Raw genomic sequence first — 25,709 nt, 5'->3', positions numbered from 1 at the left:
GGCCTTCTCATGGTCGCCGGCAAGGATATGGCGCCACGGTGGTCGAATCTCCGGGCAGCCATGCCGTGTACGAGTCGAAGCCGGCCGCCGTTGCGGCCATCATCGAGAAGGCCGCAACGTCGAAGAACTAGGCGCCTCGCGCAAAGCGCATGACGCCCTTCGAGCCCAGGCTTGAAGGGCGTTTTGCCTGGCGGGTACGATCGCTCCCTCCCCGAAGCCGCTGTCCGCTCATGCCGATGGCGTGGCCGCGGTCTCGGCAGCCTCTGCCCCGCCCGCCTTCAGGAAATCCACGAATGCCCGCAACGGCGCCGGCAGGTGACGACGGCCGGGATAGTAAAGAAACGGCCCCGGGAAGCACTGCCACCAGGGCTCAAGGACGGGCTCCAGCGCACCACTGTCGAGCTGCGGCCGCAGCTTGCCCTCGAACAGATGGATCACGCCTGTCCCCGCCACCGCGGCATCGATCGCCAGGTCGAAAGCGGCTCCAGGGCGGATCAGCAGACGGCTGGGCGGGTCCAGCCGCACGATTTCACCGTCGCGCTCGAATACCCACATTGGCATTGCGCCGCTGGCGAACTGGCCGCGCAGACAGGTGTATGCGAGCAGGTCGCGCGGGTGTGCCGGTCTGCCATGCTGGTCCAGATAGCGGGGTGCCGCCGCCGTAGCGAAGCGCTGCACACGCGGTCCGATCGGGACCGCGACCATATCCTGCTCAAGCCGCTCTTCGTACCGGATACCCGCATCGCAGCCAATGGCAAGCACATCGACGAATCCATCCTCCACCACGACCTCCACGCGGATGTCCGGGTAGGCCGCCAGGAACGACGCAAGGATGTCTGGCAACACCGTCCACGCGGCGCTCGATGGCACGTTCAGTTTCAGCGTGCCGGCGGGCTTGTCCCGAAAGGCGTTCAGTACATCGAGCGCTGACTCCATCTCGCTGAACAAGGGCGTCAGCCGCTCGATCAGGCGCAGACCGGCTTCCGTCGGGGCGACGCTGCGGGTGGTTCGGTTGAGCAAGCGCAGGCCCAGCTTCGATTCAAGGCGGCGCACGGCGATGCTGAGGCTGGACGCAGAGACGCCACTGATTCGTGCCGCATCCCGAAAGCCACCGGCGCGGGCGACCGAAACAAACGCCGCCAGGTCATTGAATTCCATGTCGCTGTTTAATTTTTGCAACAACCCATTCAATCTAGGCCGGATTATCAAACAGTGCAACGCTGACCATACTGGGCCCGAATGTTCGACAAGGGTTCACCAAGGAGAGCGCCATGCCCCAATCCAATCGTCCCACCAGTACCTACCAGCTTGCCGGCCGCACCGTGAAGCGCATTGGCTACGGTGCCATGCAACTAGCCGGACCGGGCGTGTTCGGCCCGCCCAGGGATCGTGATGCAGCGATCGCCGTGCTTCGCGAAGCCGTGTCGTCCGGCGTCAACCACATCGACACGAGTGACTTCTACGGACCCCACATCACCAATCAACTGATCCGCGAAGCCCTTCATCCCTACCCGGATGACCTGGTGATTGTCACCAAGGTAGGCGCCCGTCGCGGCGAAGACGCTTCATGGATCCCGGCCCTTGAGCCTGAGGATATCCGCAGCGGGGTCTACGACAACCTGCGCAATCTCGGCGTTGATACGCTGGACATCGTCAACCTGCGGAGCATGGGCGACATTCACGCGCCTGTGGAAGGGTCCATTGAAGAACAGGTGACCGTGCTCGCCGAGTTGCAGAGGCAGGGGCTTGTCCGCCACATCGGACTGAGCAATGTGACGTCGGCCCAGGTGGCCGAAGCGCAGAAGATCGCCCCGATCGTCTGCGTGCAGAACCAGTACAACCTTGTCCAGCGCGCGGATGACGCGCTGGTCGACGAACTGGCGGCCAAGGGTATCGCCTACGTGCCCTTCTTCCCGCTTGGCGGGTTCACGCCGATCCAGTCGACCGCATTGTCGGACATCGCCAAAACGATTGGTGCGACACCGATGCAGGTGGCGCTCGCCTGGCTGCTGCACCGGGCGCCAAATATCCTGCTGATCCCCGGTACCTCATCACTGCGGCACTTGCGCGAAAACATGCAGGCGGCGGAATGTGTGTTGACGCATGCGTTGCTTGCGGAGCTCGATCGGATGGGGCAAGGCATCAGCGAGCCCTTGCCGGCGGCTGCCAGATAGCCGCAGCCGCCAGGGGCTCGTCATTCAGGCGGGCGCCGCCTTTGCGGCCTGCTGGTCAATCTGCCGCCGCATTTCATCGGCCAGTGGATGCAGCCCGCTGGTGGAAGCGGCGGCGACCAGGCTGTAGCCCAGCCCCTGGTCCGCCCATGAGTATCCCGTAACGCCGGCCTGTTCGTGCGCCCTCATGGGCATGTCCCGTTCGACCTGCATGGGGCGCACCAGCATGGCCAGTCGGGTCCCGTGTCCGTCGTCATACATGAAGAGGCCGGCCGGCCCATGCTCAGTTGCCACCAGGCGCCCACCCATGTAGTGATAGCCAGCCTTGCTGAGATCCGGCAGGGAGACCGGACGCCGCAGGCGCGCGGATACCCAGCTGACCAGCGCAGCGCTGTCATTTGCGCTGATCTCCACCGGCCGGGTAGTGTCGGAGGCAAAAACCTGGTAACTGGCCGTGGCTTCGCGTGCGAGGGCAGCTATGCCGCCGGGCGCCGGCTCGGTCGCCCCGCGCCCGAGCCAGCCGCCCATGCCGCCTATGCAGAGGGCGACCAGGACGGAAGCTGCCATTTGCCAGGGACCGCCGGACCGCGTACGGCGAGCTTCAAGCATGTGGCGCAGGTTCAGCTCCGGCGGGATGGGCTCATGGACGATCGGGCCAAGCGCCGCACGCAACTGTTCGCGCTGCGCGATATAGCCCTTGATGCGACGAGCGACGTCCGGATGATGCCGCAGGTAGGCCTCGATCTCGCGTCGACGTGTGTCGTCCAGGGCGTTGTCCACATAGGCCAGCAGGTCTTCTTCCTGCACGGGCCGATTCTCGCTCATTTGACCCTCCGCAATACCGGCATAGAGGCTGCCGCTGGCACACCGGCGGCCATGATTCTCAGAAGCTTTTCCCGCGCGCGCGACAGGCGCGACATCACGGTGCCAATGGGAATTTCCAGCACGCGGGCAGCATCCGCGTACGACATGTCTTCTACCGAGACCAGCAACAGGACGCTACGCTGCTCCGCCGGAAGGGCGTCGAGTGCGCTCATGAGGTCGCGGTAGTGCAGCGCGTCCTCCTGCGTGGCGCGCACGACCATCTGGGATTCGGCCACCTCGTCAATGGCGACGTGCATGCCCTGGGTGCCGGCATGCTTGCGCAATGCGGTCATTGCCAGATTGTGCAGGATGGCAAAGACCCAGCTACGCGTGTCATCGTTGCTGCGGCGGGTGTTCCAGTAGGTGATGACTCTCTCCAGGCAGTCCTGCACCAGATCATCGGCGGCGGTCGTATCGCGCAACAGTGCGCGCGCATAGCGGCGCAGCGCCGGGATCATCGGCTCGACCTGGAGCAACATGTCCTTCACTGCGAAGTCCTTTTCCGGTACCTGTAGCCAACGGGTGGCAATACGGCGTCCGCGCGTCATACCTTCGCAGGCTGCCGCGCGGACGGTCCTTCGATTACAACCCCTGCACCTGGACCGGCGCCGCGGGCTTGCCGTTCCCGGCCGGGGCGATGACCAGGTAGCGCCGCGAATCGGCGCTTGCAACCCCTTGCACGATCTGCCGGATGGGGCCGATCGCATTGACGATGGCCGAGCCCGCCGGGTTCGTCATGAAGGTGGCGAGGGGCTCGAGCGTGCCGCTACCGTCTGGCCGGCTGCTTAGCGCCAGCACATAAGGTTGTTTAGGCTGCAGTCCGGTAGCGGACGCCTGCAGAACCTGGAGCAGACCCTGATCAAACAGCGTAACATTTGTTGGCGGGTTGTCCGTGACGACTGGCTTGCCATCGGCAACTTGCACCAGCGTCAACTGTGTGGTTTGTCCCGCCACCCCCAACTGCTGAAGACCCTGGGTTCCCGTCCCTTCGGGAACAGCATTGGGAACGTAGGCAATGGCCTGTGGCGCCTGGCCAACCGGGACATTGGCAATCACCTTGTTGGTGGCTGTGTCAATGGCGGCAAGGTTGTCCGCATTCTCAAGGCCGACGTAGACACGGGTCCCGTCGCCGGAGGGCCAGACGCCATGTGGCAGGCTACCTACAGGAATCGTCGCGACCAGCGAGAAATCATCGGTACGGAAGACCTTGACCTGATTCAAGCCACCGATCGTGATGTAGGCAAACGTGCCCGCTGCCGTGTGCGCAAAGTTCACATGGTTGGTAATGGGGCCGGTTTCCAGGGTCTTGATCAGGCGGAACGGGGGCCGGGCTTCAAAGACCTGAGCCTTGCCGATGTCCTTTAGCGTGAACCATACCTGCTTGCCGTCAGGCGTGGCAGCGATATTGGGACAGAACGGACTTTCCTGCTTCACGCGGCCCACGATCTTGTGGTCGGCAACGGTCACAACGGCTGTTTCCGGGTTGAACGACGAACAGATGTAGCCGTACCTGCCATCCGGCGAGAAGATCTGCATGCCCGGACCCGCGGCAACAGTGATGCGAGTCTTCTCCTCAAAGGTCCTGGCGTCAATGACGGAAATGTAGTTCTCGCCGCGAACCGTCACCCAGACTTCCTTGCCGTCCGGCGTGTAGAACGCCTCATGGGGTGAGCGCCCCACATAAGTCACATGCTTGACGGCATTGCTGGCCGTGTCGATAAAGGAAACGGAATTGGACCCGATGGACACAACCGCCAGCGTCCGGTGGTCCGGCGAGTAGCCCATGCCATGGACGAGGACCTGGCCGCGGTAGAGCGGGCTGAAATTGCCAGGCGCGGGGTCGCCCAGGCGGATGACGCCGAGCAGCTTGTTGTCAGCCGGATCCGTGACGGAAACCGTATTTGAGAATTGTTCGGCTGCGTAGATGCGGTCCCGGTGGCTGATGGGCACATCCGGGGCGCTCAATGCGCCAGGCGCCTGCCCGGCGAACGCCGGCCCGGCCACGCCGAGCAGGAGCGTGAGGTACAGGGCTCTTCTGAAAGGGCTTCGATTCATGGATTGGCCTTGCAATTAGTGTGTGTGCGCGGAATGGCCGTGGGAGACCGGTTGCGGGAGGGATTGACCGGGGCCGGTTGCCTGGGTGGGCGCCGGCTCGGAAGGCGGCAGCGGCTGGCCGAGCGCGAGGCGCATCGCAGCGATTTCCTGCAATTGCTCTACGACGATTTCCTGTGCGATGCGTCTGAGTTGCACATTCTTCCCGTAGCGCAACTCAGCCATTGCCATGTCAATGGCACCCTGGTGGTGCGGGATCATCATGGCCGCGAAATCCTCGTCAATGCTCCCACTTGGCTTCACGGTCATGCCATCCATCATCTTTGTCATGGCGGCCTCGTTCTCTGCCATGAACTTCTCTTCGTCTGACCCGGCTTGGGTTGCGGCAGCGACCGATATGGACAGTGGCGCCATCAACACCAGGGCGCCCCAGGCAAGCGCCCGCAATCGGCAAGAGCGGTGGCAGATCGTCATTATTTCCTCGTCGTCCAGAGCCCCGGAATGAGGGCCATTGCAAGGTAGACGAGTCGGGGCCAGGGCTTATTCCGGCGCGGATGAAATTTTCTTCGTGAACTGAAGCGGGAGCCTGCAACGTCCTCGCTAAATAGCGGATTTGAAAAGGGAAATCCATCCAGGGATCGAGCGCCAGCCGGCGCCGGTAGCAAGCATGAGCACATTTGGCATAACAATTTCGTAATTGTCTTAGCGCCCTTTTGTCAGTATCGCTCCCGCATAGTCGTGCCGAATCACTGTTCCGACAACGCTTGCGACCGCCATATCGGGAGGATGCACATGACCGGCCACTACCCTCCCAACCCCCGAGGCAGCCGCTGGCGGCCTGGTTTGCTGGCGCTCATTGCTGTGTCCGGCGTCTGTCATGCGCAAGCCTCAGTCACCGCGAGCGATCCCGCGCTCAGCACGCCACCGCCCTCCCTTGCCAGCTGTGTTTCGTGCCATGGCGTTTCAGGAGCCGGTACGGCAACTGGCGCACCAAGGCTCGCGGGAATGAATCCGGACTATCTTGCGCATGCGCTGTCCATGTTCAAGGCGGGAACCCGTGTGAGTGCTGTCATGCAAAGCGTTGCACACGACCTCTCCGACAGCGAGATACGCAGCCTCGCGGTGTTCTTTTCGGCCCGGCATCCTCCGCGTGTCGAGGGCGCACACCGTCCTCCGCCTGCAATGGTGATAGCCGGCAAGCGACTGGCCGAGTTGGGGGCCGCTCCGGACGTTCCCGCTTGCTTCTCCTGCCATGCGGCCAATGGAAAAGGCAATGGCGCGCGCTACCCTGCCATTGCCGGCGAACCGGCGGCATTTGTCATCAGCCGGCTCCATGCGTTCCAGGCCCGCGCGCAGGCGGGAACGTCAGCGCCGGGAACCATGACGGCCGTGGCGGCCACGCTGAACGAGCGGCAGATAGAGGAGGCTGCGGCCTACCTGTCGGTGATTGATCCGTGAGGCCACGGGCGCGTGTCCGAGGCATCGGCCAGCATCGGGAAGCGCCTTCCACATGTGGTGGAAGGCGCCCCCTCCCCTTGTCAATCGCGCATGAGAGACTTGCCTTACGGCAGGCTAACCGTGCTTGCGCATCCCGGCTTCGGTCAACGCACAAAGGGCAACGGCAGACCAGTCGTGCTCGGCACCAATGCCTTGCGCGCGCACAGCAAGAAAGCGATCGTGCACGAAGCTCGCAAGCGGGAGCGGCACCCCGAGCGCTTCGGCGGCCGCCAGCATCAGGCGGTTGTCCTTCTGGCCGAGCGGCAGTGAAAAGCCAGCCGGCTGGAACTGCTGCGACGCGATCATGGAACCATAGATCTTGTAGGGCGGCGCGTTGAAGTTCGCGTTGGTCAGGAGACTGACGAAGTGCATCGGGTCGATGCCCGCCTTGCCCGCCACCGCGCAGGCTTCGCCCAGCGTCTCGATGATCACGGACAGCATGAAGTTGCCGATCAGCTTCACGAGACTCGCCTGCGCAGGATCGGCGCCGACGATACCGACGGACTGCCCCAACTGTTCCAGCAGAGGCACTGCAATGTTCAGATGCTCGTCCGCGCCCGCGGCCATGATGAAGAGCTTGCGCGCCGCGGCCGCATCGGGCCGGCCAAACACCGGCGCCGAGATGAAGCCCAAGCCAGCTTCTCGATGCCGGACCGTGAGTGCCTGCGCCGTATCCACGCCGATCGTGCTCATCGAGATATGCACCGCCCCTGGTCGGAGTCCCGCGAGAATTCCAGTCTCGCCCAGCGTGACCGATGTCAGCGCGGCATCGTCGGCGACCATTGAGAAAACGACGTCAGCCTGATGCGCAGCCTCGGCCGGGCTCGCCGCCACTGTGGCCCCCGCCTTGCGCAAGGGTTCGGCACGAGCCGGGTTGCGGTTGAACACTTGCACCTGGTGCCCAGACTCGACCAGGTTCATGGCGATCGCGGCGCCCATTGAGCCAAGCCCAATAAATCCGATCTGCATGGTGAAACTCCGAAACGAAAAATGTTGACAAGGCAGCCCCCTGGCAATGCCACGGTGACGGACGAGGTCGCACGATCGCGTCGCCCGTCAGCTGCCACTCTGTAATAGTGTCCTGTTCCGCAAATACCTTGCCATGAAATCGCCCAGTTGGCCGCCACGCGTCGTTGCTCGTCGTTGCCATAGCTACGGCTATGGCGCCTCCTCGCGCCTAGCCTGACGACCAACTGGACGGTTTCATTCTGGCAAGTTATCTACGGAACAGGACACTAGCGCAGCGACGGCGCCATAAATTCCGGTCCGACCGGATCAGTCACATGCTGTGCGAGCAACACGTCGATGTCCGCCATGTCCTGCGCGCTCAGCTTCCATCCGAACGCGTCGCCGATGCCGCCCAACTGGTCCGGGCGACGCGCGCCCCACAGCGCAATCGTCGGGCCCTGGTCGAGGATCCAGCGGATCGCCAATGCCAGCACCGATTTGCCATGGCGCTCGCGGGCGAACGCCGCGAGCGCTTCCACGGCCGCCAGGTACTGCGCGAACCGCGGCTGCCGGAACTTCGGGTCGGCGTTACGCAGGTCATCTCCGTCGAACCTGGTGGATGCGCTCATCCGCCCGGACAGCAGGCCACGGCACAGCGCGCCATAGGCCAGCACGATCAGTCCCTGCTCGCGCGCGTAGGGCAATACGTCGGCTTCGATCGCACGCTCGAACAGGTTGTAAGGGGGCTGGACTGCCGCGAGCCGTGTCGCCACAGAGAACGCATCCATCTGCCGCGGAGAAAAATTGCTGACGCCGACGGCCAGGATCTTCCCTTCGACGCGAAGCTTCTCCAGCTCGGCCGCCGTGTCTTCAAAGGGCACCAGCGTGTCCGGCCAGTGCACCTGATACAGGTCAATGTAGTCGGTGCGCAGGCGGCGCAGCGAGTCCTCGATTTCCTGTCGGATGCGCGCCGGCGTGGCGTTGCGCCGCACGCCGCCATCGCCCCAGTCGAGCGCGACCTTGGTTGCGATCACCGCCTGCTGGCGCCTGCCAGCCAGCGCCTTGCCGACCACTTCTTCGGAATGGCCAAAGCCATACACGGGTGCGGTGTCGATCAGATTGATGCCATGGTCGAGCGCGCTGCAGATCGTCGCCACGGAGGCGTTGTCGTCGGCTCCGCCCCACATCCAGCCGCCTATCGCCCATGTGCCCAGCGCAACGCGCGATACCGCAACCGGGATGCCTTCAATTTGTATCGTCTCGACATTCATGCTCAGTGACTCCAATCGGTAAGTGCCGGCGAGCGTTGGACTGCACGTTCGGACTGCAATCGGCCACCGCTCGAGGCGTACAATCTAGCTCATTTATTGTTGAATTGGATTCAACGAATCATTGAGGCAAGCCACGCCACCTGTCTGCCATGCCCGCTTTTACCCGCACCGAGCTTGCCGATCTCAATGTGTTCATCACCATCTGCCGCCGCCGCAGTTTCCGGCAAGCGGCCGCCGAACTGGGGGTGTCGACGTCCGCGCTAAGCCACGCCATGCGCAATCTCGAAGCCCGCCTGGGCGTGAAGCTGCTCAATCGCACCAGCCGCTCGGTGGTGCCGACGGCGGCCGGCAGCGCGCTGGCGGAACAGCTCGGCAAGGGCTTTGAGACCATCGGCGCGGCGATCGACCAGCTTGACCGCTACCGCACATCGCCGGTCGGCCGCCTGCGTATCAACGTGCCGCGCGACGCGTCGCGCCTGCTGATCGGCCCGATCCTGCCAGCTTTCACCGGCGCATATCCGGAAATCCAGCTCGACATCACCGTCGACGATCGCCTGATCGACATCATTGCCGACGGCTACGACGCCGGCATCCGCTATGGCGACACGGTCGCACACGACATGATCGCAGTGCCGCTGACGCCACCGCTGCGCTGGGTCATTGTGGGTTCCCCCGCATACCTGGCGCGGCACGGACGCCCGACGAAGCCGGACGACCTGATGCGCCACGCGTGCATCCGCATCCGCATCGGCGACAACTCACTGTATCGGTGGGAGCTTGGCAATGGTCGCCGCGCACTCGAACTCGACGTACCTGGCCCGGTAAGCGCCAACGAGACGGACACTGCCGTCGATGCCGCGCTGAACGGCGTCGGGCTCGCATACTGCCTCGAACGCCGCGTGGCAGACGACATCGCTGCCGGCCGCCTTGAAGTGGTTCTGCCGGAATGGGCGGTCGCCGGTCCGCCGATGGTGATGTACTACCCCAGCCGGCGGCAGACCCTGCCCGGCCTGCGGCAACTGATCGACATGATCCGCGCGGCCAACACCTGACCGGCGACGGGCGCATGCGCGCTCCATGGCGCGCTGGATTTTCTCCCTTGACTATTAGTCTAGTTCTGGATAATCTGTCCATATGACGAAACGAACCATGGAGCAGCAAGCGCTGCTCGATCAACTCAAGCAAGTGGCGCAGGGCCTCGGCGAGACCCTGGCGCCGTTTTGCGAGGTCGTGGTCCACGACCTCCTGGATCCCAAGCACGCGATCCTGGCGATCCATAACAACCTGTCGGGTCGACAGCCTGGCGACCCGGCCACGGAACTCGGCCTGGCCCGTATCGCCGACCCGCAATACCAGCAAGTCATCGCCAACTACGCGAACCAGTTCGCCGATGGCCGCCAGGCCAAGAGCACCTCCATCGGCATCAAGGATTCCAGCGGGAAATACATCGCGGCGCTGTGCCTGAATGTCGATCTCTCCCTGTTTCGCGGCTTGCAGACCATGCTGGGACAGTTCGGCACGGTCGGCGCGGCCGCGGGCGTGACGGAGTCGCTCGATCCGGTCGGCGCGGATGCCATCCGGGATCGCATTGACCAGTTCGCGGCGCGGCTCGCCACCACCCCCCGTTCGCTCAAGGCGACGGACCGGCGCGCGCTGATGCGCGAGCTCAAGGAATCGGGTTGCATGGAGGTGCGCCGGGCCATGGAGGTCGTGGCAATGCATCTGGGTGTATCGCGAGCAACGGTGTACAGCGATGCCAAGTGACGCCCGCCTGCTGCTGCTCGACAAGGACGAGGTGCAGTCATTGCTGCTGCGCGACGACGTCCTGGAAGCCGTGCGCGAGGCCTTCGTGCTGCATAGCCAGGGCCAGGGCCGCGTCTTCCCGGTGGTGCGCGAGCCCCTGGTAACCGGCGGCGTCTTCGGCATCAAGTCCGGGGACGTGCAGGCACAAGGCTTGCTGGGCTTCAAGGCCGCGGGATTCTGGCCCGACAACCGTCGGCTTGGCGGTGAGCCGCACCAGGCCACCATCATGCTGATCGATCCCGCGACCGGGCGGCCCGTCTGCCTGCTCGACGGCAATGCGGTCACGACCATGCGCACCGGCGCCGCCGGTGGCCTGGGGCTGCAGCAGCTTGCACGGGCGGACAGCACCCGCTTGTGCGTGTTCGGCACCGGTGTCCAGGCGCGCGTCCAGCTCAGCTTCGCGCTGCGGTTGCTGCCAGCACTTGGCGAGGTCCACTATGCCTCGGTGGACGGCAAGCGCGACACAGATTTCGAGGCGCAGTTCGCGCACCGTTGCGACATCCTGCCTGTGCGCGAGCGCAATGCTGCCGTGTCGGAGAGCGACATCGTGATCACCGCAACCCCAGGAGCGGGCGCCTTGTTCGACACGCAGGCGGTGCGGCCAGGCACACACCTGAATTGTGTCGGCGCCGACACCAAAGGCAAGCGCGAGTTGCCCGAGGGCCTGCTGCAGCGGGTGCGCCTGTTCGTCGACGACCAGGCACAGGCACGCCAGATCGGCGAAACCCAATGGGCCTCCGATACGCCGTGCATCGAACTGGGCGACCTGCTGACGGGCAAGGCCCGTGTGGACCGGCAACCGACGGACATCACGGTATTTGACATGACCGGTCTCGCCCTGCAGGACCTGACCGTCGCCCGCCTGCTCCATCAGAGGGCTGGCGCGGCCGGCGTGGGCTCCAGCATCCCGTGGTCGTGGTAACGCTTTGATCGATGTTTGCATTATGTAGGAGCCGCTTGCTTTTCACGATGTCACCGTAGCCGCCGCGCGGCTTCGGCGCCTTGCCCGCGGCATGCCACTGATGCTACCGGACGGTCAAGGACCTCAATTCCTTCCTTTATGTCCGGAGATGGTTTCATGCGTCTCATCCCTGCCCTCACAGCGCTCGCATTGAGTGCTGCCTGTAGCTTCACTTGCGCCGCCCGGGCGGCCGACAACCCTTGGCCGCAAAAGCCGGTTACCGTTATTGTTGCCTCCGCTGCCGGTGGCTCGGCCGACGTATTGACCCGCGTTGTGCTGGCTCACCTGGCGAAAGAAACCAACGCCAACTTTGTCGTCGACAACCGCCCGGGCGCCGCCGGCAACATTGGCATGGCACAGGTCAAGCGCGCTGCGCCGGACGGGTACACGCTGGGCTATGGCAACATCAACACCCTGGCCATCAATCCGGCCCTGTTCACCAGGCTTCCCTATGATGTGCGGCAGGATTTTGTGCCTGTGGGCCGCATGTTCTCCATCTATAACTTGCTCCTGGTCCGTGCCGACTCCCCGATTAAGAACGTGTCCGAGCTGCTTGCACAGGCCAGGAAATCTCCGGGCAAGCTTTCCTACGCTGCAGCGGGCACTGGCAGCAGCGGCCACATGGGCGGCGAACTGCTCAAGAAGATGGCCGGCATCGACGTGTTGTTCATACCGTATAACGGCGATCCGGCGTCCCTGACCGATCTCGCCGGGGGCCGGCTCGACTACACCATTACCAATGCATCGGTGGCATGGCCGCTGGTCAAGAGCGGGAAGCTGCGCGCACTGGCGATCACCAGCCGCGAACGCGTCGCGCTGTATCCCGGCGTGCCGACGCTCAATGAGTCGGGCCTGAAGGGCTATGAAAATGTCTCGTGGGGTGGCCTGGTGTTTCCCAAGGGCACACCGCAGCCGATCGTCGACAAGCTCGGCACGGCGTTGGAAAAGGTGCTGAAGACCGACAGCCTGCGCCAGGACCTGGCCAATGCCAACGCCGTCGCCGCCACCGGCACCCGCGCAGAGTTCATCCAGTTCATCGCCAGCGAGCAGAAGAAGTGGGCCGACCTGATCATCACCGCGAAGATCCCCAAGCAGAACTGAGCCTGCCGCCGACCATGTCCAATCCACGCATCGCGATTCTCGGCTTTGCCATTGAATCGAACCGCTTTGCTCCAGTGTCCACGCGCGCCGACTTCGTGTCACGCGCCTATCTGGCCGGCAATGCCCTGCTGTCAGATGCCCGCGCCCCGGCGCCCGCCATGACGCCGGAGATCCCCGCCTTTGTCCGCCGCATGGATGCCGGCGGCCAGTGGCAGCCCGTCCCGATCCTGTTTGCCAATGCGGAGTCGGGCGGCCCGGTCGACCACGCCTTCTTCATGGACACGCTCGCCATCTTTGAGCGGGAGTTGCGCGCCGCGCTGCCGCTCGATGCCGTCTACATTTGCGAGCACGGTGCTGCCATCACCACCGAAGAGGATGATCCCGACGGCCTGGTCTTCCAGATGGTGAGGTCCATTGTCGGACCGACGGTGCCGATCGTCGCCACCATCGACCTGCATGCGAATGTGTCCGACCGCATGGTCGACGCGGTGGATACGCTGATCTCCTATCGCCGTAATCCGCATACCGACATGGCCGAGCGCGGCACGGATGCGGCTGACGTACTGATCGAGCTGATGCAAGGTGCGCGGTTCTGCGTCGCACATGTGCGCATGCCGGTTTGCGCACCCCCGACCCAGCTATTGACGGCGCCCGGCACCGGACCATACGCCGACATGATCGAGCAAGCGGAGGCACTGGCCGACGCGCGCATCGTCAATATTTCGGTGGTAGGCGGCTTTGCCTTCGGCGACACCCCGAAGAACGGCATGACGGTCATCGTCACGGCCCGCGATGATGCCGACTTCGCCAGGCAGACCGCCCGCGAGCTGGTGATGCCGGCGTGGACTGGCCGCGCCGCGTTCACGCCCGAGCTGACGTCTCTTGACGAGGCGGTCGCGCTGGCCAAGGCCGCTGGCGATGACCACGAAATGCCGCCCGTGTTGCTGGCCGATGTGGCGGACAACCCCGGCGGCGGCGGGCGCGGCAATACCCCCTTCCTGCTGCAGGCGCTGTTGCGCGCCGGCGTGCGCGATGCCGTGCTCGGTGTGGTCACCGATCCTGAGCTCGGCGCGCAGGCCCATGCCCTCGGCGCGGGCGCGGAGTTTACCGCCCACTTCAATCGCGGCGAGAGCACCGTATACTCCGAAGCCTTCAGCGCACCCGCGACGGTACTGCGGCTGCACGCGGGCCAGGGCGTGGGGCGACGGGGGCAGCTGGCCGGGTGCAGCTTCAACCTGGGTCCATCGGCCCTGCTCCAGGTGGGAGGCGTGAAGGTCGTGGTGATCACCAATCGCCATCAATGCCACGAGCCCGCCTTCTTCGAGATGTTCGGCATCGATATCGCGCAAGCCCGCACGGTGGTGGTGAAATCGCGAGGCCATTTCCGCGCGGCATTCGATGAGTTCTTTGCCCCGGCGCAGATCTACAGCGTCGATGCCCCGGGGCTGACATCGCCAATGTTGTCCCGGTTCGACTTCCAGCGCCTGCCGCGCCCCGTGGTCCCGCTCGATGCCATGACCGACTGGACGCCGCACATCCGGCTGTTGCACAAGCACGGCACGCTCCAGTGAACCCATTGCCAATCCAGCCAGACATGTCCACATCCATCGATACACTCGACTCCCTCGATACCCCGGCGGCCGTCATTGACCTGGCGCGCATGCAACGCAACATCGACCGGATGCAACAGCGCATGAACGCGTTGGGCGTGCGCTTCCGCCCGCACGTCAAGACTTCCAAATGCAGGCCCGTCGTGCGCGCCCAGCTTGCAGCCGGTGCGCAAGGCATCACGGTGTCCACCTTGAAGGAAGCCGAGTATTTCTTTGCCGAAGGCGTGACCGACATCGTCTATGCCGTCGGCATGGCGGCGCATCGGCTGCCGCAGGCGCTCGCGTTGCGGCGGCGCGGGTGCGACCTGAAGGTGCTGACCGACAACGTCGCTTCGGCGCAGGCGATTGCGGATTTCGGCCGCGCCAACGGCGAGGTATTCGATGTGCTGATCGAAGTCGACACGGACGGCCACCGCTCAGGCATCCGGCCCGACGATCCCGCGCTGCTGGAGGTGGGCCATGTGCTGCAAGCGGGCGGCATGCGCCTGGCGGGGGTGCTGACCCATGCCGGTTCCAGCTACGAGCTGAACACGCCCGAGGCACTGACCGCGCTGGCCGAGCAGGAACGCGCCGGCTGCGTGGGCGCCGCCGAGCGATTGCGCGCCGCGGGCCTGCCTTGCCCGGTTGTCAGCGTTGGCTCCACGCCCACAGCGCTTGCCGCCGCGCACCTGGATGGCGTCACCGAAGTGCGCGCAGGCGTGTATGTGTTCTTCGACCTGGTGATGCATAACGTGGGCGTCTGCGCCACCGACGACGTGGCGCTGAGCGTGCTGACCACGGTGATCGGCCATCAGGTCGACAAGGGCTGGGCAATCGTGGACGCGGGCTGGATGGCGATGAGCCGCGATCGCGGTACCCAGAAGCAGCAGCGGGACTATGGCTACGGGCAGGTCTGCAAAATGGACGGCACGGTGCTCCCCGGGTACGTGCTGAGCCAGGCCAACCAGGAGCACGGGATCGTGTCATGCCAGGGCGCGCCGGACCAGGACATTACCGCGAACTTCCCTCTGGGCACGCGGCTGCGCATCCTTCCGAACCATGCCTGTGCCACGGGTGCGCAGTTCCCCGAGTATCGGGCGCTTTCCGGTGACGGACAGCTGGCGGCGTGGGAGCGTTTGTATGGCTGGTAAGGCGAGCCGGTAGTCCCGCGTGGGTCTGCCGGAAGCGTGCACGGTTCTTCTACAATGGCGAGCATCGGTCCGCAGCAACGGACGTCCAGTGAAGAATATCCATGCCAGCAGACAAGAAGAAAGCCGTCAGGAAGCCCGCCGCCAGCATGCCGCAGAATGCGCTGAGCGCCATCGTGACGCGTATCGCCAGCATCCGCGACACGCTGGGGGCCACCGGGCAGCGCATTGTGGACTTCATCGCCAGCCATCCCGAGGAGGTGGTCCATATGTCAGTCAGTGAAGTGGCCGATCGCACCGGCGCCAGCGAGGGGAGTGTGGTAGGCGTATGCAAGACGCTCGGCGCGACCGGGTTTCAGCAGCTGAAGATCGCGCTCGCACAGGAAATCGTGCGGCCGGTACAGCTGATCCACGAAGACCTGGAGCCCGGCGACAATCCGGCCACGGTGGTGCGCAAGATCTTCCAGAGCAACGTGCAGACGCTGCACGAGACGCAGTCGGCCCTCGATGTCGGCGCGCTCGAGCGCGCCGTGCGCATCCTGAAGAAGGCAAAGCGAATCGAGATCTATGGCATCGGCAGCGCAGCCCCGATCGCGGAGGACGCGCACTACCGCATGCTCCGCATCGGCCTCAACGCCAAAGCCGTGGTCGATTCGCATGTGCAGGTCATCAGCGCATCGCTGACCGGGCCGGATGTCGCGGTATTGACGATTTCCCATTCCGGCAGCACGCATGAGACTGTAACGGCGACGCGGCTGGCCAAGGAAGCCGGCGCGCACACCATCTGCATTACCAATTTTGGAAAATCGCCGGTCCAGGCTTTCTCCGACGTGGTGCTGCTGACCATGGCGCGCGAAACGCAGTTCCGCACGGAAGCCATGACCAGCCGCCTGGCGCAGCTGGCGATCATCGATGTGTTGATCGCCTGCCTGTCCCTGACCGACTACGAGCACGCGGTCAAGACGATTCGCCACACCTTCGAGATACTGTCGCTCAAGCGCTATTGAGCCTGGCGTCCAGCGCCTTCCGGCCGGAGCACCATGTACCAAGCAGTTGCGCCGGGGTCTGCGCGTCAGCGCCAGGCCCCGTGCCAAGGAGCAGAAATGACATGCCCAGCGCGACGGCGCCCACGGCATCGGTCGCCGGGTTGTCGCCGATCATCAGCGCCTGCGCCGGTCTTGCCTGCAAGCGCCGCAGTCCTTCCCGGAACAGGACGGCAGAAGGCTTGCCGATGATGCAGTCAGGCCGCACCTGGGCACAGGCCGTCAGCGCAGCCAGCAACGTGCCGGTTTCGGGCACACAGGTGCCGTTGTCGCCGGGATGGCTGAGATCGGGATTCGTGACCACCAGCCGGGCCCCGGCGCGCAGCACATTCGCCGCCAGCGAAAGCTTGTCGTAGTCGAAGCGCGGGTCGCGCGCCAGCAGCACCACGTCAGGGTCTTGCTCGACCAGCCGGCAGCCCACCCGCATCGCATGGCGGCGCAGTGTCTGGCTGCCCAGCAAGAGCACGCGCGCATCGGGCGAGGTGCGCCACAGCCAGTTCACAGTCATTTCGCCGGCGAGCACCAACCGCGCCGGCGCAATCGCCAGACCCATGCGGCGCAGCTTGCGCGACAGGCCCGCTGCCGTGTCGGTCGAATTGTTCGACACGATGGCGTAGCGGCCCCGCAATGCCTCAAGCAGTGCGGCCGCGCCCGGCAATGCCGCACCGTTGCGGATCAGCGTGCCGTCGAGGTCGAGGATGTAACGCCACGGCGCCGCGCGCCAGGGTGGCAGCTCGGGCTCCGGAATGCCGACAACCTCGGCCGCACGTTGGTCGGAAAGGCATTGCCTGTTAATCGTCATGCATAAACCCGATTGCGTTGAACATTGTTCATTCTACAATCACATTTGATTGAGCGTTGTTCATTCAATTGTCATGTGGCGTGACTAGGATTCCTGTTGCTCCACCCCCAACCATGCGACACGGAACCCACCATGAAAACTTTGTGCACAAGATGTCTGGCTGCCATGGCCGGCGTTGTGATGACCATAGCGCTCACCGGCTGCGGCGGCGGCGAGGACTCCGCCTCCACGGCCACGCAAGCGCAGCCCGCATCGGTACAAGCGAATGCCAATGCAAACAAGCCGGCGGACACGCTGCACTGCGCCCCCTGATACCCCGCCTGTCTCTCCCTTCGCCCTCCGCCTACAGGTCAGCCACATGAAATCCAACGACAGACGCAATTTCCTCCGCGCCGCCACCCAGGCCATGGGTGCCACCGCCGCGCTCACCGTGCTTCCGCCCAGCATCCGCCGCGCGCTCGCCGTGCCCGCCGCGGTAGAGACCGGCACCATCAAGGACGTCAAGCACATCGTCATCCTGATGCAGGAAAACCGTGCCTTCAATCACTACTTCGGCACCATGAGCGGGGTACGGGGCTTCGGCGACCGTTTCCCGATTCCGCTCGAAAGCGGCAAACCGGTCTGGTACCAGTCGGACGGCACCAGGGAGATCCCGCCGTTCCACCTGGACAAGCAGACCATGAACGCGCTGCTGATGCCCAGCACGCCGCACTCCTACTCGGACGCGCAGGCTGCCTGGAACCAGGGCAAGTTCGGCATGTGGCCCAAGTACAAGAAGCCGTACTCGATGGGCTACTACAAGCGTGACGACATCCCCTTCCAGTTCGCGCTGGCCGAAGCCTTCACGATCTGTGACGCCTACCATTGCTCGATCACCACCGGCACGGATCCCAACCGCATCGTTTTCTTCTCGGGTTCCAACTTCAATCCGGACCTGCGTGCGCAAGGCATCAATTCCACTGATACGGACAGCGAGCCGAACAACCTGCGCTGCTGGATCAAGGGCGCGCTGCCGACACCGGGCTACACCTATGCCGGCTCGTCCTTCCGCTGGCCAACCATTCCCGATGTCCTGCAACAGGCCGGGATCAGCTGGCGCATCTACCAGAACCCGAACGACAACTGGACCGGTGCCATGCACGGTGGCCTGGCGTTCGACAGTTTCCGCTCGGCGCAGCCGGATTCGCCGATGTACAAGCAGGGCATGAGCCTGTGGACCATCGAGGACCTGCAGCGCGATGTGAAGAACGACACGCTGCCCGAGGTGGTGTGGGTATTGCCGACGCAGTTGCAGTCCGAGCACCCCGGCGCCCCGTCGAGCCCGCAGCACGGCGGCAACTTCACCGCGCAGGTGCTCAATGCGCTGACCTCGAACCCGGAGGTCTGGAGCAAGACCGTCTTTTTCCAGACCTTCGACGAGAACGACGGCTTGTTCGACCACGTCCCGCCGCCCGCCGTGCCCTCCTACAACCTGGACGGCACGCTTGCGGGAAAATCCACGCTGCCGCTGGAGGGCGAGTATTTCTCCGATCCGGCACACAAGTATCTGCACCCCGAGGACACCATCAGCGGCAACGTGCGCCCGTGGGGGCTGGGGCCGCGCGTGCCGATGTACGTGGTATCGCCATGGAGCAAGGGCGGCTGGGTGAATTCGCAGACGTTCGACCATACCTCGGTGGGGCGCTTCCTCGAACAGCGCTTCGGCATCACCATTCCCGGCATCAGCCCATGGCACCGCGCCGTCTCTGGCGACCTCACGTCGGCTTTCAACTTCGCCACGCCTAACGACCCGAAGTTCCCGGCGCTGCCGGACACCAGCGACTACGCGATCATCGAAGCCCAGCAGAAATCCATGCCGGCGCCGATGCCGCCCGCGACGCCGCAGCCGCTGTTCCAGGAAAGCGGAACCCGCTTTTCGCGCGCCCTGCCCTACGAGCTGCACACCAGCGCGCGCGTCGACGGTGGCAGCCGCAGCGTGACGCTGCTGTTCGCCAACAGCGGCGCGCAAGGCGCGGTGTTCCACGTCTACGACAAGCTGCACCTGGCCCGCATTCCGCGGCGCTACACCGTGGAAGCGGACAAGTCCTTGTCGGACGCGTGGGATGTGGTCGCGGACAACGGCAAGTACGACTTGTGGGTGCTCGGGCCGAACGGCTTCGTCCGGCATTTCACCGGGACCGTGGCCGGCGGCGGTGCGCAGCCGGAGTGCCAGGTCTGCTACGACCTGCAGAACGGACAGTTGTACCTGCATATGCGCAACCCCGGCAACGCCGCGTGCACCGTGACGGTAACAGCCAACGCTTACCGGAACGATGGCCCGTGGACGCTGACCGTCCCCCCGGGCGGCGAGGTCGTGGAACAGCGCTGGTCGCTGGAAAGGAGCGCGCGCTGGTACGACTTCAGCGTCGTGCGCACGGACGACGCGAGCTACCTGCGGCGCTTCGCCGGCCGTCTTGAAACCGGCAAGGACAGCGTCAGCGATCCGGCCATGGCCATGCCGGGAGCCTGACCGCTGTCGCTTGGCGGACGCTTGAACGACTGAGCGGGTGGCCTGCACGGATGCAGGCCACTTCGCATTCGCCGCCATCGAAGGCGGCCATGCCACCTACCGAGGGGAAGGACCCTATCATCATGAACCGCAAATTCCGCATCAGCGCCCTGCCGGCAATCGCCATCGCCTGCGCCGGTCTGTTCAGCAGCGCAACCGTGCTGGCCCAGGCGCAGCACGATGGCAGCGCGGCCAGGCCGTTGCGCGTCGTCCTGATTCCGGCCGACGGCGGCACCGAGGATGGCACGAAGAAGGATTTCGAGCCGATCTTCGGCGCCATCAGCCAGGCCACCGGCCTGAAGTTCGATATCAAGATCGGGCAGAGCTATGGCGCGGTCGTCGAAGCCATGTGCAACGGCGCCGCCGATATCGCCTGGTATGGCCCGGCGAGCTATCTGCAGGCGCGCGCGCGCGGCTGTGCGGAGCTGCTCGCGCTGGCCGTGCGCGATGGCGCATCGGTGTACTACTCGGGCATTTTCGCCCGCACCGATGCGGGCATCGACCGGATCACGGACCTGAAGGGCAAGAAGATCGCGCTGGGCGATGTGAACTCGACGTCGAGCTTCAATGTGCCCGTCGCCATGATGCTTGCATCCGGTGTCCGGCCGGCAAGCGACGCTGCCATGATCAGCATGGCCGGCAGCCACGCCAATGTGCTCAAGGCGTTGGCCGAAGGCCTGGTGGATGCGGGCGGTGCCTCGTTCGACTCCTTCGAAAAGGCCGCCAATGCCAAGGCCATCGATCCCGCCCGGGTCAAGGTGGTGGCCAAGAGCGCGCCGATCCCCTATCCCCCGCTGGCCATGCATCCGAAGCTGAGCGATGCGGTGAAGGCCAGGTTGCGCAATGCCTTCGATAACATCAGCAAATTGCCGGGCATCAGCAAGGACCAGATCCGCGGCTACGGCGGCACCAGGGTCGATGGTTACACCTCCAAGGTAAGCGAAGCCGACATGGCCGCCGCCGGCAAGATGTTCGATCTGGTGACCGATCAGGTCAAGACCGACATCATCAGGAAGGCCGGGGCGCGCTGATGATCGAGTTCCATAGCGTATCCAAGGTCTGGCCTGATGGCACGGCGGCCTTGTCCGACGTCAGCCTGTCGGTGCCGCGCGGGCAATTCTGCGTGGTGCTCGGACCTTCGGGCGCGGGCAAATCGACGCTGCTGCGCACCGTCAACGGGCTGATCAGGCCAAGCGCGGGGGGCGTGGCAGTCGACGGCATCGAGCTGACCCGCGCCACCGAGCGCCAGTTGCGCCGCCGGGTTGCCATGATCCATCAGCATTTCAACCTGACCCCGCGCATGAGCGTCGCGCGCAACGTGTTGGCCGGCGTGTTGCCGGAGGTATCGGCGTGGCGAGCGCTGCTGGGCTGGTTTGAGCCCCGGCATCGCGCCCGCGCGTGTGCCCTGCTGGCCGGCGTGGGCCTTGAGCCGGCGCACTTGGCACGCCGCGCCGGCGCACTCTCGGGCGGACAACAGCAGCGCGTGGGCATCGCCCGCGCCTTTATGCTCGACCCGGAAGTCATCCTGGCGGATGAGCCGGTCGCCAGCCTGGACCCTCGCATCTCCCGCGACATCCTGACCCTGATCCGGAGCGCCGCAATGGCCAGCAACAGCGCTGTCCTCTGCAGCCTGCACCAGCTGGATCTGGCGCGCGAGTTCGGCGACCGCATTGTCGGGATGCGCAGCGGCCGCATCGTGTTCGACGGAACACCCGCCGATTTCACGGATGAGGTGGTCGAGCGGTTGTATGGGGGCGTCCGCTGGGAAGAAGCCGCCCCCTCCCCCGAGATCTTGCTACCGCTTGCCGCATGAAGGACTCCGCCTTGAACAAACCTGCCTATCCAGCCATGCCCGGCACGCAAGCCGACTGGAAACTCGACCAACCTTACCGTGTGCGCCATTTGCTGATCGTCCTGGCTTTGCTGGCGGCCCTGCTCTATACCGGCCAGCGCACCGAAATGGACCGCATGGTCGCCATGACCGGGCAAGCCGTGGGCAACCTGCTCGGCTTGAGCCCCGACTCACAGGTGGTGCGCGGCCTGTCGCGCGTGGCCGAGTCGATGTGGCCACCGGCGCTTGGCGAAAAGGAAGAAGTCGCGCGCTTGCCCGGGCTCGATCGCCGGCACCTGCCCGTGCTGTCCCATATCGAAGTCCAGGAGAACCGCGAACAGCATCTGGATCCGCAATCGCTGCAATGGGAAACCAGGCTGGAACGCACCGAGTACCTGGTCAGGCCGATGGGCTATTTGTGGACCGTCCTTGTGAAGATGGCGGAGACCGTGGAGATCGCTATCTGGGGCACCTTGCTGTCTGTCCTGCTGTCGATGCCGCTGGCCTGCCTCGCCGCACGCAACTACACCCCGAACCGGTTCACCTACACGCTGGCGCGCGGCTCGATCAGCCTGTTGCGGTCGGCCCCCGAACTGATCGTCGCACTGTTCCTGGTCCTGGCCTATGGCTTCGGTCCGATCGCCGGCGTGCTGGCGCTGAGCCTGCATGCGGCCGGCTTTCTCGGCAAATTCTACGCGGAGGATATCGAGCACGCCGATCACAAGCCACAGGAGGCGCTGGAGGCCATCGGCGCGGGGAAATTGAAGACGCTGTGGTACGCGGTATTGCCGCAGGTACTGCCGCAATACACCGCCTACACCCTCTACATCCTGGATCGGAACGTGCGCATGGCGACCGTCATCGGACTGGTCGGTGCCGGAGGAATCGGACAGGAACTCAAGGGCCGCTTCGACATGTTCCAGTACGGCCATGTTGCGACCATCCTGATTGCGATCTTCATCGTGGTGTTCCTGCTCGACCAGTTCTCGGCGCGGGTGCGTGCGAGATTGATTTGACATGCTCCCCTCCCTAAAGGGAGGAGAGGAGCGCACCAGAGCGGGCCATCTCTATGAAAACGGAATCTCAGTCATTGCGCGCCAGGCCCGGGGTGGAAGCAGGCATCTTGCGCGCTGTTGCCGTAGGCTGCAGCCCCGTCTGCGCGTTGAATTTCGGCTCGGCCCATCCTCGACAACGTGAGCGCGGCCACGATTGTGCTCACCATTGCCTCGACCGGCGTGCCCGGGCCGAAGATCCCCTGCACGCCGCACTGGCGCAGCAAGCGCCTGTGGCCTGCCGGAACAATGCCGCCGACGAAGACCGGCACATCGAGCGCGCGCTGCCGCAGGGCGTGTAGCAACGCCGGCAGCAGTTCCAGATGTGCGCCGCCCAGCGTGGAGATGCCGATCGCATCGAAGTCGCCATCGCACGCTGAAGACGCAACCGCCTCGGCGGACTGGAACAGCGGTGTCAGTTCGACCACGAACCCGGCATCGGCAAGCCCGGCCGCCACCGCTTTCGCGCCGCGGTCGTGGCCGTCCTGGCCGAGCTTGGCCACGAGGATCCAGGGTGCGCGGCCAAGCCGTTCGCACAGCTCACTGACGCACTCGCAGGCCGCCAGCCATTCCGTGCTGCTGGCGCGAGCCGTGCCATACAGCGCTGCGTGGTAGGACGACCGGGCAGTATGGCGCGGCCAGACCTGGAGCAGCGCCCGGGTACATTCCCCGACGGTCGCGCGGCAGCGCATGGCATGGATTGCACACGCGAGCAGGTTACGGCCGCCGTGCCTGGCCGCGTCAGTCAGCACGGCCAGGGCATGCCTGACCGCGGCGTCATCGCGGCGGCTGCGCAGCACGACGAGGCGCCGTGCCTGTTGCGCGCGGACCTGGGTACCGTCGATCTCCAGGCACTCCTGGCGATCGTCGTCGGCATCGCGATAGCGGTTGACGCCTACCACCACTTCCTCCCTGGCATCGAGCCGCGCCTGTGTCCGCAGCGCATTCTGGTGGATGCGCCGCTGCACCCAGCCCGATTCCAGGGCCGCAACGATGCCACCCTGGGCATCGATCTGCGCCAGCACCGCGCGAACCTCCGTCACCATGCGGCCGGTCAGCGACTCGATCAGGTAGGAACCCGCCCATGGGTCCGCCACCTCGCACAGGCCAAATTCATGCTGGAGGATCAGTTGCGTATCGCGAGCCAGCCGCGAGGCCTGCGCGCCCGGCAATGCCAGCGCCTCGTCAAAGCCGTTGGTATGCAGCGACTGCGTACCGCCGAAGATCGCGGCCATCGCCTCGATCGTGGTGCGCGCGATATTGTTGAGCGGCTGCTGGGCGGCGAGGGTCCAGCCCGAAGTCTGGCAATGCATGCGCATGGCGGTGGCGCGCGCGCTGGTGCCACCCAGTTCGCACACGATGTCGTGCCACAGGAGCCGCGCGGCGCGCAGCTTGGCGATCTCGACGAAGAATGGCTTGCCGACCCCGAAGAAGAAGCTCAGTCCGCCGCAGAACGCGTCGACATCGAGGCCGCGCTCGCGCAGCAGGCCGACATAGGCCCTGGCATTGGCCAGTGTCAGCGCCAGTTCCAGCACCGGATCCGCGCCCGCTTCCTGGAAGTGATAGCCCGAGATCGACATGCCGTTGAACTTCGGCGCATGCGCGGCCAGCCATTCGACCACGTCGGCAGCGATGCGCAGCGACGGCTGCGGCGCATGGATCCAGGTGTTCCGGACCATGAACTCCTTGAGAATGTCGTTCTGGATGGTGCCGCGCAGTTGTTCGAACGGGACGCCCGATTCCTCGGCCGCGACAAGGAACGCCGCCAGTACGGGGAGCACCGCACCACTCATGGTCATCGATACCGACACGCGGTCCAGCGCAATGCCTTCGAACAGACGCCGCATATCTTCGACCGAGTCGATGGCCACGCCGGCCATGCCGACATCGGCCTGCGCCTGAGGGTCGTCGGAATCGTAGCCGCGATGGGTCGGCAGGTCGAAGGCCACCGACAAGCCCTGAGTGCCCTGCTTCAGGGCCTCGCGATAGGCGAGGTTCGACGTTGCGGCGTCACCGTATCCCCCGTACTGGCGGATGGTCCATGGCCTGCCGCGGTACATGGTGGAATAGGGGCCACGAACGAACGGGGCCTCGCCGGGCATGCCGCCCAGGTGGCCAAGGCCAGTCAGGTCGTCGGGCCCGTAGACCGGCTTCAGTTCGAGGGGACCTGCCGGGTCGTCCGGTTTCGCGTTCAACGTTGCCTCCAGCGTTTCTGCGTGACCACATCGGCGATCTTCTCGCCGTCGCGGCTGCGCCGGATCTCGCACCAGTGGCTCAATCCCTCCTCGTCCTCACGCAGCGCGGAGAAGGTCAGCTCCAGCGACTCACCGACATTGACGTTGCCGTGAAAGAACAGATCCCGCGCGAACACCGTGGGCGGATCCGCGTCGCGACGCCATTGCCATTCCGCGCGATCGACCAGGGCCTGGAAGCTGGCGAAGTACAGCAGGTCGGCGCCGTTGAAGTCGTTGTAGGGGCATGGCAGATACTCGGCGGCGTGGCAGACACGATGTCGGGTCTGGTCGAGCCCGAGATGCGTGCCCCAATCCCCGCAGCGAAAACGCCGTGCCAGTTGTGACAGTTCCGCCGCCTGTGACGACGGGCCGGCGCCGGCCCACTGCGCGGCCACGGTCGGCATGGTGCGCACGACCGAGCGGTTGTCCCGCTCACGCGTGCGGCGGATGAAGGTGGACAGCATCGTCACGCTGGCGCGCCGGTCGCCCGGCATGTCGACGGCATGTTCGCTGAGGTGCTTCACGCCACCCGCTGGCACGATGCGCGAACCGATGCTGAACTCGGCGTGCTCGCCGATCGTTTGCGGCGCGGCGTCGCACACGCGGATCGCGGTGAACGCCGCATACACCGGATGGCCCTCGGCATCGCGGAAGTCCGGCACCGCCAGGCCGGCGCCTGTGGCCAGCAGGCGCCAGTGCAGGTCGCCGCAGCGCTTCAGCAGCCAGTTCTCTGACAGGCCGGTGTATGCCAACTGGGGCATGCCGGCGACATGGCGCGAGACGACGGCTTCCAT

At 65.0% G+C, this 25,709-nt stretch carries 23 protein-coding genes; 13 read left to right on the top strand and 10 right to left on the bottom strand.

What is annotated here, in order from left to right; genetic code table 11:
• Window positions 1–228 precede the first annotated feature (228 nt).
• Window positions 229–1,158 carry a LysR family transcriptional regulator gene (locus tag ACZ5MJ_RS32000; protein ID WP_464226665.1) on the bottom strand — a complete coding sequence of 310 codons (930 nt, stop codon included), beginning with the start codon at window positions 1,156–1,158 and terminating at the stop codon, window positions 229–231.
• A gap of 113 nt (window positions 1,159–1,271) precedes the next feature.
• Between ACZ5MJ_RS32000 and ACZ5MJ_RS31995 the strand changes: the two genes are divergently transcribed.
• Window positions 1,272–2,174: an aldo/keto reductase family oxidoreductase gene (locus ACZ5MJ_RS31995; RefSeq protein ID WP_464225099.1), complete on the top strand. Its 903-nt coding sequence runs from the start codon at window positions 1,272–1,274 to the stop codon at window positions 2,172–2,174.
• A gap of 24 nt (window positions 2,175–2,198) precedes the next feature.
• Here the strand turns inward: ACZ5MJ_RS31995 and ACZ5MJ_RS31990 are convergent, their stop codons facing one another.
• The 4 genes from ACZ5MJ_RS31990 to ACZ5MJ_RS31975 form a co-directional block, all read right to left on the bottom strand.
• Window positions 2,199–2,996, bottom strand: coding sequence for an anti-sigma factor family protein (locus tag ACZ5MJ_RS31990; protein ID WP_464225098.1), 798 nt, complete (start codon window positions 2,994–2,996; stop codon window positions 2,199–2,201).
• Window positions 2,993–3,514, bottom strand: a complete 522-nt coding sequence (locus tag ACZ5MJ_RS31985) for a sigma-70 family RNA polymerase sigma factor (RefSeq protein WP_464226664.1) — start codon at window positions 3,512–3,514, stop codon at window positions 2,993–2,995. The genes ACZ5MJ_RS31990 and ACZ5MJ_RS31985 overlap by 4 nt, the downstream gene beginning before the upstream one ends.
• Before the next feature lie 103 nt (window positions 3,515–3,617).
• On the bottom strand, window positions 3,618–5,090 hold the full coding sequence (locus ACZ5MJ_RS31980) for a YncE family protein (RefSeq protein ID WP_464225097.1): 1,473 nt from the start codon (window positions 5,088–5,090) through the stop codon (window positions 3,618–3,620).
• A gap of 15 nt (window positions 5,091–5,105) precedes the next feature.
• Window positions 5,106–5,561: a DUF305 domain-containing protein gene (locus tag ACZ5MJ_RS31975; protein ID WP_464225096.1), complete on the bottom strand. Its 456-nt coding sequence runs from the start codon at window positions 5,559–5,561 to the stop codon at window positions 5,106–5,108.
• A gap of 312 nt (window positions 5,562–5,873) precedes the next feature.
• Here ACZ5MJ_RS31975 and ACZ5MJ_RS31970 point away from each other — a divergent pair, with 312 nt between their 5' ends.
• Window positions 5,874–6,545, top strand: a complete 672-nt coding sequence (locus ACZ5MJ_RS31970; RefSeq protein ID WP_464225095.1) for a c-type cytochrome — start codon at window positions 5,874–5,876, stop codon at window positions 6,543–6,545.
• A gap of 114 nt (window positions 6,546–6,659) precedes the next feature.
• Here ACZ5MJ_RS31970 and ACZ5MJ_RS31965 read toward each other — a convergent pair whose 3' ends face one another.
• Together ACZ5MJ_RS31965 and ACZ5MJ_RS31960 are read right to left on the bottom strand one after the other, a co-directional pair.
• Window positions 6,660–7,553, bottom strand: a complete 894-nt coding sequence (locus ACZ5MJ_RS31965) for an NAD(P)-dependent oxidoreductase (protein ID WP_464225094.1) — start codon at window positions 7,551–7,553, stop codon at window positions 6,660–6,662.
• Window positions 7,554–7,819: 266 nt separating this feature from the next.
• The gene (locus ACZ5MJ_RS31960) at window positions 7,820–8,803 is read right to left on the bottom strand and encodes an aldo/keto reductase (protein WP_464225093.1); all 984 of its coding nucleotides are present in this window, start codon (window positions 8,801–8,803) and stop codon (window positions 7,820–7,822) included.
• A 188-nt stretch (window positions 8,804–8,991) separates the two neighbouring features.
• On the opposite strand from ACZ5MJ_RS31960, the gene ACZ5MJ_RS31955 reads away from it, so the two are divergent.
• The 7 genes from ACZ5MJ_RS31955 (at window position 8,992) to ACZ5MJ_RS31925 (ending at window position 16,412) form a co-directional block, all read left to right on the top strand.
• Window positions 8,992–9,855 carry a LysR family transcriptional regulator gene (locus tag ACZ5MJ_RS31955; RefSeq protein WP_464225092.1) on the top strand — a complete coding sequence of 288 codons (864 nt, stop codon included), beginning with the start codon at window positions 8,992–8,994 and terminating at the stop codon, window positions 9,853–9,855.
• 82 nt (window positions 9,856–9,937) lie between these two features.
• A complete protein-coding gene (locus ACZ5MJ_RS31950) occupies window positions 9,938–10,567 on the top strand; it encodes a helix-turn-helix transcriptional regulator (protein WP_464225091.1) in 630 nt (209 codons plus the stop codon).
• Entirely contained in the window at window positions 10,557–11,528 is a 972-nt protein-coding gene (locus tag ACZ5MJ_RS31945) for an ornithine cyclodeaminase family protein (RefSeq protein WP_464225090.1), read from the top strand. Before ACZ5MJ_RS31950 ends, ACZ5MJ_RS31945 begins: the two co-directional genes overlap by 11 nt.
• Window positions 11,529–11,666: 138 nt before the next feature.
• Complete coding sequence (locus ACZ5MJ_RS31940; RefSeq protein ID WP_464225089.1) at window positions 11,667–12,668, top strand: Bug family tripartite tricarboxylate transporter substrate binding protein; 1,002 nt, start codon at window positions 11,667–11,669, stop codon at window positions 12,666–12,668.
• Window positions 12,669–12,682: 14 nt separating this feature from the next.
• Window positions 12,683–14,239 carry a M81 family metallopeptidase gene (locus tag ACZ5MJ_RS31935; protein ID WP_464225088.1) on the top strand — a complete coding sequence of 519 codons (1,557 nt, stop codon included), beginning with the start codon at window positions 12,683–12,685 and terminating at the stop codon, window positions 14,237–14,239.
• Window positions 14,240–14,262: 23 nt separating this feature from the next.
• Window positions 14,263–15,408 carry a DSD1 family PLP-dependent enzyme gene (locus ACZ5MJ_RS31930; protein WP_464225087.1) on the top strand — a complete coding sequence of 382 codons (1,146 nt, stop codon included), beginning with the start codon at window positions 14,263–14,265 and terminating at the stop codon, window positions 15,406–15,408.
• A gap of 101 nt (window positions 15,409–15,509) precedes the next feature.
• Window positions 15,510–16,412 carry a MurR/RpiR family transcriptional regulator gene (locus ACZ5MJ_RS31925; RefSeq protein WP_464225086.1) on the top strand — a complete coding sequence of 301 codons (903 nt, stop codon included), beginning with the start codon at window positions 15,510–15,512 and terminating at the stop codon, window positions 16,410–16,412.
• Here the strand turns inward: ACZ5MJ_RS31925 and ACZ5MJ_RS31920 are convergent.
• Complete coding sequence (locus ACZ5MJ_RS31920; RefSeq protein WP_464225084.1) at window positions 16,399–17,250, bottom strand: HAD-IIA family hydrolase; 852 nt, start codon at window positions 17,248–17,250, stop codon at window positions 16,399–16,401. The two genes, ACZ5MJ_RS31925 and ACZ5MJ_RS31920, sit on opposite strands and share 14 nt — an antisense overlap.
• A 358-nt stretch (window positions 17,251–17,608) precedes the next feature.
• Here ACZ5MJ_RS31920 and ACZ5MJ_RS31915 point away from each other — a divergent pair, with 358 nt between their 5' ends.
• The 4 genes from ACZ5MJ_RS31915 to phnE all read left to right on the top strand — a co-directional run bounded on the left by ACZ5MJ_RS31915 (window position 17,609) and on the right by phnE (window position 22,645).
• A complete protein-coding gene (locus tag ACZ5MJ_RS31915) occupies window positions 17,609–19,759 on the top strand; it encodes a phosphocholine-specific phospholipase C (RefSeq protein WP_464225083.1) in 2,151 nt (716 codons plus the stop codon).
• 119 nt (window positions 19,760–19,878) lie between these two features.
• Window positions 19,879–20,829 (top strand): phosphate/phosphite/phosphonate ABC transporter substrate-binding protein, encoded by a 951-nt coding sequence (locus ACZ5MJ_RS31910; protein WP_464226663.1) that lies wholly within the window; start codon window positions 19,879–19,881, stop codon window positions 20,827–20,829.
• Window positions 20,830–20,879: 50 nt separating this feature from the next.
• On the top strand, window positions 20,880–21,611 hold the full coding sequence (locus tag ACZ5MJ_RS31905) for a phosphonate ABC transporter ATP-binding protein (protein ID WP_464225082.1): 732 nt from the start codon (window positions 20,880–20,882) through the stop codon (window positions 21,609–21,611).
• Between the two features lie 11 nt (window positions 21,612–21,622).
• On the top strand, window positions 21,623–22,645 hold the full coding sequence (phnE, locus tag ACZ5MJ_RS31900) for a phosphonate ABC transporter, permease protein PhnE (RefSeq protein WP_464225081.1): 1,023 nt from the start codon (window positions 21,623–21,625) through the stop codon (window positions 22,643–22,645).
• Between the two features lie 71 nt (window positions 22,646–22,716).
• On the opposite strand, the gene scpA is transcribed toward phnE, so the two are convergent.
• Together scpA and ACZ5MJ_RS31890 are read right to left on the bottom strand one after the other, a co-directional pair.
• Window positions 22,717–24,876, bottom strand: a complete 2,160-nt coding sequence (gene scpA, locus ACZ5MJ_RS31895) for a methylmalonyl-CoA mutase (RefSeq protein ID WP_464225080.1) — start codon at window positions 24,874–24,876, stop codon at window positions 22,717–22,719.
• Entirely contained in the window at window positions 24,873–25,709 is an 837-nt protein-coding gene (locus tag ACZ5MJ_RS31890) for a Pnap_2097 family protein (protein WP_464225078.1), read from the bottom strand. Before ACZ5MJ_RS31890 ends, scpA begins: the two co-directional genes overlap by 4 nt.

It is taken from the genome of Cupriavidus sp. LA-1 (assembly GCF_055385985.1).
This window is presented reverse-complemented; position numbering and strand designations above follow the sequence as displayed.